This window comes from Holdemania filiformis DSM 12042, from assembly GCF_000157995.1.
GTDB lineage: Bacteria > Bacillota_I > Bacilli_A > Erysipelotrichales > Erysipelotrichaceae > Holdemania > Holdemania filiformis.
This window is the reverse complement of the sequence record NZ_GG657553.1, coordinates 226549-240571: the sequence shown is the minus strand read 5'-3', so window position 1 is coordinate 240571 and position 14023 is coordinate 226549. Positions and strand designations below refer to the sequence as shown.

Annotated in this window: 9 protein-coding genes; 5 read left to right on the top strand and 4 right to left on the bottom strand. The window is 50.8% G+C overall.

The annotated features are described in order from the left end of the window. The first annotated feature begins 4 nt into the window (after positions 1-4). Positions 5-1048, top strand: coding sequence for a transaldolase family protein (locus HOLDEFILI_RS03510; RefSeq protein WP_039863819.1), 1044 nt, complete (start codon positions 5-7; stop codon positions 1046-1048). A gap of 571 nt (positions 1049-1619) precedes the next feature. Here HOLDEFILI_RS03510 and HOLDEFILI_RS03505 read toward each other — a convergent pair. The 4 genes from HOLDEFILI_RS03505 to HOLDEFILI_RS03490 all read right to left on the bottom strand — a co-directional run bounded on the left by HOLDEFILI_RS03505 (position 1620) and on the right by HOLDEFILI_RS03490 (position 9582). Then, positions 1620-4850 carry a UvrD-helicase domain-containing protein gene (locus tag HOLDEFILI_RS03505; RefSeq protein WP_006058045.1) on the bottom strand — a complete coding sequence of 1077 codons (3231 nt, stop codon included), beginning with the start codon at positions 4848-4850 and terminating at the stop codon, positions 1620-1622. Further along, positions 4831-7500 carry a PD-(D/E)XK nuclease family protein gene (locus HOLDEFILI_RS03500; protein WP_039863818.1) on the bottom strand — a complete coding sequence of 890 codons (2670 nt, stop codon included), beginning with the start codon at positions 7498-7500 and terminating at the stop codon, positions 4831-4833. The genes HOLDEFILI_RS03505 and HOLDEFILI_RS03500 overlap by 20 nt, the downstream gene beginning before the upstream one ends. Before the next feature lie 113 nt (positions 7501-7613). After that, positions 7614-9266, bottom strand: a complete 1653-nt coding sequence (locus HOLDEFILI_RS03495) for a DUF1700 domain-containing protein (protein ID WP_006058043.1) — start codon at positions 9264-9266, stop codon at positions 7614-7616. Continuing rightward, the gene (locus HOLDEFILI_RS03490; protein WP_006058042.1) at positions 9244-9582 is read right to left on the bottom strand and encodes a PadR family transcriptional regulator; all 339 of its coding nucleotides are present in this window, start codon (positions 9580-9582) and stop codon (positions 9244-9246) included. The genes HOLDEFILI_RS03495 and HOLDEFILI_RS03490 overlap by 23 nt, the downstream gene beginning before the upstream one ends. A gap of 171 nt (positions 9583-9753) precedes the next feature. Here HOLDEFILI_RS03490 and HOLDEFILI_RS03485 point away from each other — a divergent pair, with 171 nt between their 5' ends. From HOLDEFILI_RS03485 to HOLDEFILI_RS03470, 4 genes are all read left to right on the top strand, one after another. Further along, entirely contained in the window at positions 9754-10560 is an 807-nt protein-coding gene (locus HOLDEFILI_RS03485) for a hypothetical protein (RefSeq protein ID WP_006058041.1), read from the top strand. Positions 10561-10804: 244 nt separating this feature from the next. After that, positions 10805-12070, top strand: a complete 1266-nt coding sequence (locus tag HOLDEFILI_RS03480; RefSeq protein WP_006058039.1) for a hypothetical protein — start codon at positions 10805-10807, stop codon at positions 12068-12070. Positions 12071-12320: 250 nt separating this feature from the next. Further along, the gene (locus tag HOLDEFILI_RS03475; protein ID WP_006058037.1) at positions 12321-13274 is read left to right on the top strand and encodes a hypothetical protein; all 954 of its coding nucleotides are present in this window, start codon (positions 12321-12323) and stop codon (positions 13272-13274) included. An 8-nt stretch (positions 13275-13282) separates the two neighbouring features. Beyond that, a complete protein-coding gene (locus HOLDEFILI_RS03470) occupies positions 13283-13870 on the top strand; it encodes a hypothetical protein (protein ID WP_006058036.1) in 588 nt (195 codons plus the stop codon). Positions 13871-14023 lie beyond the last annotated feature (153 nt).

Genomic DNA, 14023 nt, shown 5'->3' with positions numbered 1-14023 from the left:
GTTCATGGGAGAAAAAACTTATTTTCACAGAGTGAATGAGCTGACGCCGACGCGGTTCTGGATCAACAACGTGACGCAGGAAGAAGCGAAGCGGGCCTTGGCGGAAGGAGCGTGCGGCTGTACGCAGAATCCGGCGTATGTCTGGAAGATGATGCAGCGGGAAAGCGAGCTGCCGGAAATTCAGCAGTTAATAATGCGGCTGCGGGATCAGGGTGTTGCCCGGGATCAGATTTTGATCGTCGTGCAGCGGGAGCTGGTCGGCCGCATTGCCAAACTCTTTTTACCGCTTTATCAACAGTCGCAGGGGCGATGGGGATATGTCAGTATCCAGGGAGATCCCTTCCATGAGGATTGCGATTCGATTGTAAAAACCGGGTTGTTCAATCGGGAAGCAGGCGAGAATATCATGATTAAGATTCCTGTTACGGAAGAAGGTTTGAAAGCGATCGGTATTCTGGCGGCTCAGGGCGTGCCGATCAATGCGACGGAGGTGATGTCGGTTCGTCAGGCGATGGATGTCGGCCGGGTTTATACGGAAGCGACAAAATATTGCATCAGGAAGGCTCCGATCTATTACTCGCATATCACGGGGATTCTGGACGAATATCTGCATACAACGGCACAGGAAACGGAGATTGCCATCGCATCGGATGTGTTGTTTCAGGCCGGTATTGCGGCCGCGAAAAAGACCTATGTGATGACCCGGGCCCAATATCCCAATGTCGGTTTCATCGGCGGCGGCGCCCGGGGACTGCATCATTTCACAGAGATGGTGGGCGCTCAGGCTTGCATTACGATTAACTGGAAGGGGACGGCCGATCAATTGATCGATCAGAATCCACCGGTGATCGAGCGGTTTGCCCAGCCGACGCCGCCTGCTGTTCTGGATGAGCTGCTTGAAAAGCTCCCGGATTTCCGTAAGAGTTATTGTCTGCATGCGATTGAACCTTCGGAATACGAAACTTTCGGACCGGTTGTCCTGTTCCGTTCGTCATTTGAATCGGCGTGGAAACAGGCGCAGTCCTTGATTGATAGTTTAATCGGTTAATTTGATTATCCCCGGCTGAAAACAGCCGGGGTCTTTTTGAATGATTTCCTCGAAAATTAATGATCAATGACAAAATTCTGTGCAATCGTTCAAAAACGTGTGAAGGATTTAAAATGTGTTATAATATTAGCTCTTATTTTTACGCTTAATTTTGAATGATATTCTTGAAAATAGGCGATAAACAGTGAAATTCAGAGTTATCATTCAAAAACGCGCACAAATTAGAAAAAGTGATATAATGTTTGGCTTTTTTATGAATGCTTTGGTTAAAAATCGACGATAAACAATGAATTTCGCAGTGATCATTCAAAATTAAAAAACAGTTACTATTCCATGTTATAATTTATTTTTATGATCCATGTGAATATGATAAAAGAATATTTTTGATGATCCGCAGGGTGAAGGCGGGTATTCTCTGATAGCTTAAATGACCCTGGAGGAAACGATCCTTGAGCGCTGGGCGACATTCTAATGAATTGGGAAAAATGTAATTCGTTCCTATGAGTTTGAGTTTACAAAGATGAAAAAAGCGAAGCTGGATGATCAGATCGCTTTTTCTTTAGTTCTGTTTTTATGCAGCTGCCAATTCAGCTTCAGGCGTCATTTCGATGAACTGATCAAGATCAAACGAATACAGATAGGCATGAATCGTTTTATCCGGAATCATTTCATGAAGACATCGCAGATAAATTGAAATCTGCCGGGCATACAACGTTTTTAATTGATCGGCTTGGGCATGGCGGTCGCTTTTGAAATCGATCAAAATGACTTCATTTTCATCCTGCGCTACATAGTCCATCTGTCCCTGGATAAACTCATTGCCGGAAAGAACCGCGAAGGACAGCTCTTTATCTACGGACATCTTCTGACAGCGCTCAAATAGCGGCTGCTTGTTCAGCTGAAGCAAAAGCAGAAGATCGGCCCGCTTAATTTCAGGAAGTAGTGAGCGGATTAGACTTTCTGTCCATTCCCCCTCCGGCAGGCGTTCCACCGCTTCATGCAGCTGGATGCCTCGCTGGGCTGGCCGAACAGCCTTACTCTTTGGAAACAGCGCAGGAATATACGCGGTTTGTTCTGTCTCTGAAGGCGTCAGGGTGACCGGCAGCGGCTTTTCTTCCGTATAACGCGGCAGGGAAACGACCTCTTTGCGGCGGCGCTGAAGCTGCTGGACCTCCCAGCGGTCTTCAATTGTCCGAACCTTCCAGAAGTGGGAGTCACTTTCGCACATGGCGGATAAAATCAGATCCGTCGTCCCTTTGCGATCCAGCAGCGTGTTCATTGTTACCGGCTTATGCGGCAGTTCGCCTTTGACCGTATCGACCAGGATCATCTGATTCTGCGCCCGGGTCAGGGCTACGTAGAGAATCCGGATATTTTCTTCCAATTCTTCCAGCGTGATTTTGTATTCGATCGCCTGCCGGATTGCGGTTGGGCGCTTAAAACGCCACGGCAGCTCCAGCGCCGGCAGACCGACGCCCAGATCCGCATCCGCGATGCACGTTTCTTTTTTATCCATAATGTCGATCCGGCTGCTCGCCCAGTAAAAGACGACAGGAAACTGCAGACCCTTGGACTGGTGAATAGTCATGACTTTGACAACGTCGTCCTCATTGCCGACGGGAATCGCTTCAGAGGTTTTTTCCTCGCTCACCTGGTCGATCATCGCGAGAAAGCCGGTCAGCGAATCAGAATGCTCAGCGCTGTATTGTTCCGCTTTCTGGCGAAGCAGATCGCAGTTGGTTCGCTGCTGTGCGGTGCAATGTTCTTCATAGAAGTGATGTATCTGAAACAGCGCGTCCAGTAAGGCGCATAAACCCTGCTTTTGCGCGATGTCGTTCAGCCGCTGCCGATCGGCGACCAGCGGATGATGTTCTTCCTTCAGAATCTCGAAGATCGGCCGGCGTTCCCGTTTTAGGGTCAGCCGTGCTAATTCCTCGTCGTCCGCTTGATAAAAGTCAGAAGACAAAACGGCGGTTAACGATAAATTATCAGCGGGATTGATCAGAATCCGGAACCAGGAGAGCAGGATCTGCATGGCTTCCGATTGATAGAATCCGGCTTTTGCGTCAATGTAGTAGGGAATGCCTGCCTGATCGAAGGCCTGTTTTAAATGGGATTTGACCGCGTGGGAACGCACGAGCACGACGTAATCTTTCCATTGCCGGAAATCAGAGGTTTCATGCCTTGTTAAGATCTGTTGGGCGATGTACTGCGCTTTGATCTGGTTGGCGGCGAGATTTTCCGCGCCTTCATCCTGTTCCTTCAGCGCTTTGGTCATTAACGCATGGAATTCAACCGGATAGTTATCCTGCTTCTGAGCCGGAGCGCCGGTTTTTACGCAGTCATGGTCGGTGTACTGATCGGAACAGCCGGGAATGTTCATCAGCCGCAGAAACAGATCGTTGTTGAAATCGACGATCATCTGCTTGGAACGATAATTGCTGGAAAGGTGGATAAAACAGTTCTCAGGCCGGACATCGTTCATCAGATCGCGCATAATCTGCGGTTTTCCGCCGCGGAACCGGTAAATCGACTGTTTAACGTCCCCGACGCGGAAAACGTTTGCGCCGCGGGAAATCAAGTTGATAATCGCATTCTGCAGATCATTGGAATCCTGAAATTCGTCGACCATGATTTCATCGAATCGTTCCTGGTATCGTTTTGCGGCCAGCTTGTTTTCCGCGGTTAAAATCTGATACGCGAAATGCTCCATATCGTCAAAGTCGATGCCTCCCTGTGTTTCCTTCAGCTCGGCATACAGCGCAAGATAATCGAGTGTCAGCGCGGTTAACGGCTTGATGATTGTATACGTTAATGCCAGGTCGGAAAGCAGGGTTTCCTCGGAATAGGTTCGGCTGACGAGATCCTTTGCCAGTGCGTTGAGCTGTTTGCGCAGCGCGTTGAAATCCAGGGCGTCTTTCAGCGTGCTGATCTTGGTCTGGATTGCGCCGAATAGCGCGCGGCGATATTCCCGGTAATCGTAATTTTTTGCGGCTTGAATTGCCGGCGTCAGCTTGCCGAGGAATAAAAGAACCTCGTTCGCCTGTTTTTCTTTGTCCGGATAGGCGTCATATAAAATTCGCTGCATCTGGACGGCGCAGTCTTCCAGCCGTCCGGCTTCTACAGCGCAGCTTTCAAAGAAAACTTCTTTTATTGGAGACGGCAGCTGATCAAGCCGTGCAATCGGCGCATAGGCTTCGGCGGCGGCTTGGATCCAGGCTTGGGGATCCTGCGCTCCGGAGGCTTTAGCCGCGATGGACAGCACGGCTTTTTTCAGCTCGGAAACGTCTTCACTGCGGCTGGAGAAGGTTTGCAGGAGCGTCGTAAATGAATCGGGATCGTGCGCCATCTGACGGCGGCAGGCTTGAGTAAACGCCTGATCCTTCATCTGGGCGAGCGCTGCGTCGTCAAAAATATGCTGGATGCGGGCCGGGTTTAATCCGATCAGGGCATAGTCGGCCTTGATGATTGACAGACAGAACGAGTGAATCGTGCTGATATGCGCACTTTGCAGCAGAATCAGCTGCTGCCGGCAATACTGCGCTTCAGCTTCGTCCAGATCTGGTTCCTGCAGCTTATCGTTCAAACTTTGCAGCAGACGTTTTTTCATTTCACTCGCCGCGGCTTCGGTAAAGGTCATCGCGACGATGCGGTCGATGCTGATGTGATCCTCCAGCATCCGCTTCATTAACCGCGCGACTAAGACCGTTGTCTTGCCCGCGCCGGCAGAGGCGGAAACAAGAATGTTATGGTCGGTCGTATGAATTGCCTTGAGCTGTTCCTCACTCCACTGAATTGCCATCCCGCACCTCCTTTCCTTCCTCCTTGCCCACGAGCGCGACCGGCTTTTTCGGTGCTTTGCGCAGTCGGCAGACAGGTTTAAAATCACAGAACAGGCATGCGCCTTCCACCGGATCCAATTCAATCCGGCCCGCGCTGAGCTGTTCTGTCAATAACGCGTAAAGCTCCAAAATCAGCGCCTGTACGCTTTCAAAGTCCTTCGGGCTGCGGACTTTGACCTGACCGTCCTTGCAGGTCAGTCCCTGAACATGCGTGCCGTCGTAATCCAGCCCGTCGCAATCCTTCATCGTCCAGCCTTTGAGCTGATGACTGCTCTGTAATTCGCTCATCCAGGCATCGCGCTCAACGTCTTCAATTTCCATGCGCCGGCCGTTGAGCGACGCTTCGCTGACGCTGATCGTTTCATTTTTTAACGAGCAGTAATAAGCCCCGGCAGGATTCAGCCTGAGCTTGCGGACGGCGATGATCAAATAGGTTAACAGCTGCAGCTGCAGCCCGGCTTTAACTTTGGATTCGCTGAGTGTTTTGGCAGAGCTTTTGTAATCGAGAATCCGCAGATCGCCAAGACAGGTGTCAATCCGGTCGATAATCCCCTTCAGCCGCACGGTAATGCCGCCGGTTTCCAGAAGATCTTCTTCAAAACGGTATTCCTGGTAGGCCGGTGCAAACGAAGTATTTTCCTCCATCGCGGCCAATGCCTCCAGCAGTTGGGTCAAGTTCAGCTGCATGCGCCGCTGGATCTGATCAATTTCGGCCTGTTGGTCAGGAAACAAATCGTGGAGCTGCTGGAAATACGGGCTGAGGATCGCGGTCATCTCTGTTTCATTCAGCTTGGCGTAATCTTTACCCCAGGTCTGAATACTTTGTTCCAGCAGCGCGTGCTGAATCGTACCGACGATCGCGGCGTTCACCGTTGTCAGACTGCCCTTGGACAGGCGCAGACCACTTTTAAGGAAGTAAGCGTATGGACATTGAAAATAGGTTTCAAAGGAAGAAATGCTGCCGCGCAGCACATGATCCGGCGTAAACAGCCGGCGGGCGGTTTCCGGCGTCAGCTGATGCCGCTGATCGGAATAGACTTCATTCTGAATTAACGGCCACAGCACGGCGCGGGAAGCGGCGCGCTGTTCAATTTCAAATGCGACGTCCCAGCTTTTGCCTTCGTAGTTGCCTGCGGCATACGAATAGATCAGGCAATGCGAAGCGCTGGTATAGATCCATTCCAGCTGCTTTGTATAGTGATCGTAGCGATCCGCCTGCGACGGCATCGACGTGGTCTTCAGATAATCCTCGTCAAAGATTCCGGCGTAGGCGATATTTCCCGGGAAACTATTCTGATCCGCACCGAAAAGAATGGTTAGCGGACGAGCCGGCAGCGGGTGTTTCAGATCGGTGATCGCGATCCGGCCATCAACTTCTTCGCTGATTTCCAGCTTTTTCTGCGCGAGCAGCGCCATCAGCATGTCGAGGGCTTCCGGCTGTTCCAGCAAATCCCAGCAGTCTTCCAGCGTCGTTTTCAAATTCAATAACGCCCGCCGCTCCAATTCGTCGCTTAAGCATGAATGCTGGCGCAGCAGCTCGTAACAGCGGTTGAGCTTTTCACTCAGTGGTACGTCTTCCAGCAATGGCAGCAGCCATGGCAGCAGCTGTTCATGCACGCTCTGGGCCTGTGCTTCCAGCCGCAGCAGATTTTCTTTTTCAATCGTATTCAGTAACGTGTTGGTTTCCAACGCCCGCTGCACATGCGTAAAGACTGGCTCGCACAGGTCGTTCTGATCAAAAACAAACTGTGTCAGATACTGAACATAGGCCTCTGAAATCAACACCGGATAGGCTTTCAGCTGCAGCGTCTTCAGCACTGCTTCGATCGACGGCGCGCGGGTCAGTGCCACGAAAGCATCAAAACACCGCAGGATCTTCGAAGGTTTCTGATAAGAGACCTGAGCGGCAGGCAGCTGGTAGCGGGCGAGGACGGAGCGCACAAGACTCCCGTCGCGCTGACTGTCGCACAGGATGATCATGACTTCCTCCGGCTTCCATTCTTCGTGTAAGATAAGCTGAGCTGCACCCTCCGCTTCCTGGCGTGAGTTCAGCGCTTTATAAAACCGCGTCGTCCGCGGCTGCGCCGAGGGCAGCGGACGGATTCGCAGTCCGCGTGCTCTCATTTGATCGAGCAGGCACTGCTGATGCAAATCCTCCACCCAGCCTGGCGTACATTCGATACCGCTGAAATCCTGCGTTGCAAGTTCGTTGAGGAACCGAATTTCCGAACTGTGCGAAAACGGCAGATCACGGATCAAGCTCAGCAATGTTTTCAACTCGCGCTGACCTTCGGTCGTTTCCGGCAGTTCTTCCAGCGTTAAGCCATAATCCTGCATCAGCCGGTGAAAGGCGATCAGCTGGCGGTGAAAATCCGGATAACGCACCATGCGGCGATAAACCCGGCAGCGATCCTCCGCTCCCTGAATCCGCAGCGAAGCAATCAGGCTGTCGCGCGTTTCGTTTTCATTTTCCAACGCTTCCGCGCGGATGAGTCCGGATACCGTACCGGCCGCGTAATGGGTCAGAAAGCGGCTGTTCTGTTCTTTGATCTTCGCTTTGATCAACACACTGTGCAGGTATCCCGGCGCCAGCAAATTTGGTATTTTCATGACGATCGCCTCCGCTGTTTTCAATATGCTTCATTTTATCATAGAAGCCCGTTCGCCGCAAAAGCCAGAACTTGCCTGAAAACGCAAAAACAGACGAATTTGAGGTTCGTCTGTCAGGGATTAATATGCAAAACGGTCTGATTCTCATCCATCGTTAATTGGCTCAGCGTCGGCTGGGATGCTTCGACAATTAACACATGACCCATGCCGTAGTCTTGATCATCCTGATACCATTTTCCTTCACGCAGGCCACGCAGGAAAATTTCGAGGCCGGTGCGGAATTCGCCTGCACCTTCCTGCGTGGAGACGATATTTACCGTTTTGGAATATTCATAGTCCGGCGGATCCGGCAGATCATTGTAGCGCTGCTCATAGTTCCCTGGCGGCAGGATCAGCTGCAGGCTGCCGTAACTCAGTTTCGGATTCTCACGGAACACCACTTCGTCAAAATGGAAGGATAAATAGACGCGGTCCAGCTCATCCGTCTGCATTAAATGAATTGTCTGCGGCTGGAACAGCTCCGGAAAATCCTGACGGACCGGGACTTCCTCATAGCTGGAAAATTCGATCATCATCAGCGGAACACCGATGCCGGTGAGGATCACGCTGGCGATCAAGGCGATCAGGTACGGCCGTTTCTTCGTCGCCGGTCTTACGATCCGCCACAACCCCGAAACGATTGCCTGGAAAATGCCGATCAGACCCAGGCAGATCAACGTCAGTCCCCACAACTTCGCTCCCTGAAACAACAGGAAGACAAGCAAGCCGAAACCAAAACAGAAGACAAATTCGCCAAGCCCAAACGGAATCAGAATCAGCAGCGTGATCAGCTGCACGATCCCGATCATCAGCCAGGCTGCCGCCTTGCCAATCCCCCAGCCATGTTTTTTCTTTGTTTTTTCCTCATTATTATAATAAGGGTAATGCGTGCGCGGCTGAATCAGCGGATCGATCGGCTCTTCCAGAATCCGTTCCTCCAGATCCTCTTCTTCCAACGATTCAGTTATTTCCGTGAGATTCTGATCCACCGTCGCTTCCGCTGCTTCTGCCTGATCGAAAGCCTCCGCTTCTTTTTGTCGTTCGACCTTTTCTTTTGCCTCAGCGTCAGAATTTACGGTCTGTGCGGCGCGGCGTTGGGGTGAGCAGGCATCGTCATGACGCCTGCCGAATTCGAACACGAGCGGCTTTTTAAACAAATCCCGGAGTGTGATCTCTTTGTTTTCTAATCCCTGGGAAATAAAACTCGCCAGCACCAGGACGACCAGGCAGAGATAAATCAGGTTGATTGTAAGGCGAACGAAGAAGTTCAGCGTGGCCGCTAAAAAGCCCGGAAGGATGGCGCGCAACAGACTGACGAGGATTGTTTCCAACAAGGAAAACGGAATTTTCATCAGACCGACGACGACCAGGGCGATCAAAATCAAGGCGATCAGCCGGATCACAGCTTCCATGCTGAGATCATTGAAATGCTGCGTAAAATAACTGACGGCTGAATCGATGCCCTGAGTCATGACATTGACAACGTTATCAATAATATCCCGGCTTGAATCCCGGGTATACTTGGCGTCGATTTTATAAGCGCTCAGGATTTCCCGCGCCAGATCATCGAGATTGCCGAAGTCGGCGACCGCTTCATCCTCGGTTTTGCCTTCCTGCAACTTGTTGTCGATATAGCCTGAATATTCGTCCAGGATATCCTGGATTTCATCGCGTTTGAGCAGATGCAGCTTATGTTCTAATTTTTCAAGAAATTCTTTCTTCGTCATCGTGATTTCCCCCTTCCAGGAAAAGATTTAATTGCTTGGAGAATGCCAGCCATTCGGTTTTCAACTCATTCATCGTCGCCAGTCCCAGCGCGGTGATGCGGTAATATTTGCGCGGTGGTCCTTCCGTCGATTCAACCAGGTAGGTTTCAAAGTATTTCTCATTGGTCATGCGTTTGAGCAGCGGATAAATCGTGCCTTCATTGACCTCAACGACCTGGCAGACCCGCTTGACCAGCTCGTAGCCGTAGATATCGTGCTGGCTGACGACGACCATGACAACCAGGTCAAGCACGCCTTTTTTAAATTGTGCGTTCATGGCGATCCTTCCTTCTGATTACTATGCTAAACCTACTACCTTGCAATGTCAAGTAGCTAAACATCATGTTTTTGCCAGTTTTTACAGCTTAGGGACAAATTTTACTTTTTTTTATCGGCCGATTGTGATAAAACAGATATAGAAGAAACTGAAACAGGGGGACCAAGCAAAATGGCAATTTATCAAATCTTAGAAGAAATTAAAGATGTCAGAAAAGAGGGGGAGCTGTGCGACTTCAACGGCTACCTGGAAGATTATCTGGAAGTGATTGATTCTTCCGAAGATCAGCCGATGAAGGATATCCTGCATGCACTGTTTGAAGAGAATCATGATCTGAAAATCTGCGTTAATCTGCGCGCCGATATTAACCGGCAGGTCATTTCCAATCAGATCATCCGGTATAAGGACGCGTTTAAGCTGCAGGGACATCCGGTGATCTGCCCGGTGATCATTTACGGCAAGCAGGATGATGCGGAACGCGCTCTGATTTTAGTTCAGCACAGCGACCGCAGCTATCTGTATGCCAAGGGTCTCTATTACACGCTGACTGAACCTTACAGCTTCTTAGCCGACTGCAAGAATGAACTGGTGGCCGTCACTGCCGAGAGTGTCGACGGCGTGCTGGCAACGTTCCGCAAGCTGTTCAGCGTCAAGGCCGGCGCTTTGCAGCGGGAAGCGGACCGCAATCGTTTCTCCAACTATGAACAGCTGAAGAAGGACGCGCTGGATGAAGCCGAAGCGGTAAAGGAAAATGCAGAAACAGAACTGCGGGAAGCGGAAGATAAGGAAGCGATGATCTATTCGCTGGTCGTCCGCTGGTTCTTACTGAAAAAGGTCGTTTATGTTCAGTATATGGTCAATAAAGATATGCTTCAGAACGTACATGAAGGCAATATCAAAAAACAGCGGAATCAGGCGAAGATCAACGCCGATGAAATTCCGTTCATCTCGTACAGCGAGCTGTGGAGAAGCATTTAATCTGAAAATCAAATTGACAGTCATGGGAAATTAATCCATGGCTGTTTTTTTTGTTGAGCAGAATTTTTGCGATGATCGCAATAGAAATGAGCGTTGGATTGGAAAGACTTAAAAAAACAACAATACAGGGAAAGATTAATCAAGGAAAAATAATAAATTCTATAATTTCATATAAATTATGAATAATTTATTCGACACAAGCAGACCTCCATGATAGACTAAGGAAAAGGGAGGAAACTCATGTATGACAATGCAGGTCAGCTTTGAAAAAATCGACGTCACCCCGGCGCTTCCCGTCCGGCTTTCCGGCTTCGGCAAGGTCCGCTGGGCGCAGACCGCCCATGATCCACTTTATGCCCGTTTGCTTTTGTTCAGCGGGGAACAGGAAACGCTGTGGGTCCAAATCGACTGGTGCGCGGCGGACGCTATGCTTTACCAACAGATTGCGGAGTTAACCGGGATTCATACCCCAAATCTGATTCTTTCTACGACGCACACCCATTCCGGCCCCTGCGGCACTGTGCGCTGCGATCAGGGCATTTTAAAGGGATTGGATCCCGTCTTTGGCGATTATAACGCCTGTTATGTGACGGAAACTGCCCGGCGCATCGCGGATGGGGTTCAACGGCTGCGGACGCGGAAGCAGCCGTTTGAATGGCGGATTCTGCGCGGGACTGTCAGCGGATTAGGGACGGACCGGCATGACCCGAAGCTGCCGAGCGATCAGGATGCTTTTCTTCTGGAATTGATCACGCAGGATCAAAAACGCTGTCTGTGGACGCGGATGGCCTGTCATCCGACGGTGCTCAACGGTGAGAATCTGATGTTGAGCGCGGATTTCCCCGGCGCTTTGGAAACTTGTTTTGAGGATGCGGAACTGGTTGCTTTCGTCAACGGCAGCTGCGGCGATATGAGCACGCGGTTCACCCGCCGGGAATCCAGCTTTGCGGAAATGGAACGTCTGGCGCGGATGGCGGCTGATCAATTGAAAACGCTGCTGAATCAGCCGGAACCGTTGTCCCCAGGTGAGAGTCTGACGCTCAGCGTTCATCAGAACACCTTCAGAGTAAAGGCTAAGGTCCTCGATCCGGTTGAGGTTGCGGAAGAAAAGGTCAGAACTTTGAGTGCTCAGGTAGAACAGGCGCGCCGTGAAGGAGCTGACGCGCAGGCGCTGCGCTTGTTGGAATCACTGAAAGAAGGCGCGGAGAATAATTTACTGTCCTGCCGCAACGCTTCCGGTCTGCGTGAAATTCCGCTGTCTGTTTCCTGTATCCGGCTGCCTTCTGTTAATTTGATCACCGTGCCGGTCGAGCTTTTCAGCAAGCTGAGCAATCCGGTGAAGACTCGTTGGAACGCGGAATTCATCGGGTATACGAACGGGTATTCTCTGTATATGGCGGATGAAAACGCCTTTGACCAGCAATTCTACGAAGCGATGAGCAGCCCGTTTGAAAAGGGCGCCGGGGAACAGCTGATCCGGGAGATCGGTGACTGGCTGGCCACGTTATAGAAATAACTTCCGGAAGGAATCGATGACAACCTCTATCAGAGGATGTTTATGGATTTCCGCTTGATTTTACATGCGATTGAGATTTGCGGGCGGCCTGTTTCAGGCCGCTTTTCCAATCTTTTCCTTGAGCGTGGACTGAAGCGGTGTAAGCATGAAAGATTTCCCGCGCATGCGTTTTAAATCATGGTATAATAAACGCGAGTTTATAAAATCAGACTAAAGCTCCAGAACTTGGGCAAGGGGGAACAAAATGAGAAATTCCTGGATATTTCCGGTGTTGTTTTTTATGATCATCTTTGGATTCGGCGGGATGTTCAGCGGCCTGCTTTTTCCGTTGATTATCTTTTTTATAATTTATAAGTCGGTGACGAAGAATAACGAAGGACGAGAAACCGTGCGCCGGCGTTCTTCTTCCGGACAAAGCCGTACGCGCCTGTCAGGCCGGCAGAGCGATCTGGTGAACGAAGCGCTGGGCCGTTATTTTCGCACGCATGAAAAGCTGCCGCTGCTGGAAGAAATCAGTCTGCGGCCGGAAAAAGCGGAATATACCGGACTGCGCAATTTAATCCTGTTGAAAGACGACGACTGTATCGGCACGCTCGACGAGTTCGGTGAGCGTTACCCGCGGCTGTATAACGAGGTCCTGCGCTTACTGGTGGAATTCGCCAAGCAGCCGCAGCCGGAAGAAAAACCGCGGACCGCAGCCGCCCCGGAACCGGAAGCTGCCCCGAAAGAAGAACCGGCCGCCCCGCAGCCGGAGCCGGAACAGCCGGAACTCGACCGGGCTGAAGCTTACATTGAAAAAATCAACGCTTTGAATACCGAGATCGCCAATGAATCGATCACCAACGGTCTGTATCAGACCTGCGCGTTGTTGAAACACCTGGCGATCGCCGAGGAAAAATTCCCGGAAAATAAAGACAAGCTCGACAAGCTTTACCAATACTATCTGCCGATCCTCTTGGATATTCTGGAGAATTACAAGAATATCGGCCAGTCTGCGGCCAACCATGAAGATTTCCAGGAAGCTGAGGATCGCCTGAACAAGACGATTATCCTGATTAACGAAGCGATGAAAACGATCAGCGCAACGATGGCGGAAGATGATCTGATGAGTTTATCCGCCGATATGACCACGCTGGAAGCACTGCTGAAAAAAGACGGACTGGTTCAGGAAGGCACGCTGTCGAGCGTCAGAAAGTAGGTGAATCCATGAGTCAGAAACGCAAAAACACCGATTATTTAGACGATTTATTCGATAAACATTTCAATGATAAAGATTTCATGAACACCAACCTTGCCGATTTTGGTCAGATGGTGCGTGAAACGATCAACGAAGAAGCCCGCAAACAGGGCTACGATACGATGAGCGATCTGATCAGCGGCGAGATTCAGGAAGGCCTCAGCGGCAACAGCCGGACCCGCAAACGTCCGGTGACCGCCGCCGTGCATCGCCGTCACGGCCGCTACCGCACCCGTTATGAGTACGTGCGGGAGATGCTGGAAAACATCGTGTATCCTCCCCGTCAGCGCGGCTATTATCGCGACGGCCACCAGGATGCAGTTCAGCGTTATCTGCGCCGCATGGCCATCAATCAGAATGATATGATGATGTATGAAAAGATCGTCGACGAGGAAATCCGCAAATATTATCAACAGAACACGCGCCAGCGCAGCAATAAATATGACGAGGGCTATTACGACGGTCTGAAGCTCGTTGCCCGCGCATTGAAACAATCCCGTGATCTAATGATGGAAGAGATCAGCGACCGGCTTGCGGCCGCACTGAAAGTCTACTAGAGGGCAGCCCATGGCGAAGGATAATGAAAAAAAAGATCTGGATCAGCTGATCAATTCGATGTTCCGCGGTCACCGGCTGAACACCGTTTCGGCGGAAGACTACCTTGAACAAGTCCGGAAAAGTCAAGATGAGATGCAGAACGGGCTGGATCA

What these genes read in the sequence shown, in the direction of transcription:
- HOLDEFILI_RS03510 (WP_039863819.1), top strand. Translation starts at nt 5, where the DNA reads ATGGGAGAAAAAACTTATTTTCACAGAGTGAATGAGCTGACGCCGACG.
- HOLDEFILI_RS03485 (WP_006058041.1), top strand. Translation starts at nt 9,754, where the DNA reads ATGGCAATTTATCAAATCTTAGAAGAAATTAAAGATGTCAGAAAAGAG.
- HOLDEFILI_RS03500 (WP_039863818.1), bottom strand. Translation starts at nt 7,500, where the DNA reads ATGAAAATACCAAATTTGCTGGCGCCGGGATACCTGCACAGTGTGTTG.
- HOLDEFILI_RS03490 (WP_006058042.1), bottom strand. Translation starts at nt 9,582, where the DNA reads ATGAACGCACAATTTAAAAAAGGCGTGCTTGACCTGGTTGTCATGGTC.
- HOLDEFILI_RS03475 (WP_006058037.1), top strand. Translation starts at nt 12,321, where the DNA reads ATGAGAAATTCCTGGATATTTCCGGTGTTGTTTTTTATGATCATCTTT.
- HOLDEFILI_RS03495 (WP_006058043.1), bottom strand. Translation starts at nt 9,266, where the DNA reads ATGACGAAGAAAGAATTTCTTGAAAAATTAGAACATAAGCTGCATCTG.
- HOLDEFILI_RS03505 (WP_006058045.1), bottom strand. Translation starts at nt 4,850, where the DNA reads ATGGCAATTCAGTGGAGTGAGGAACAGCTCAAGGCAATTCATACGACC.
- HOLDEFILI_RS03470 (WP_006058036.1), top strand. Translation starts at nt 13,283, where the DNA reads ATGAGTCAGAAACGCAAAAACACCGATTATTTAGACGATTTATTCGAT.
- HOLDEFILI_RS03480 (WP_006058039.1), top strand. Translation starts at nt 10,805, where the DNA reads ATGACAATGCAGGTCAGCTTTGAAAAAATCGACGTCACCCCGGCGCTT.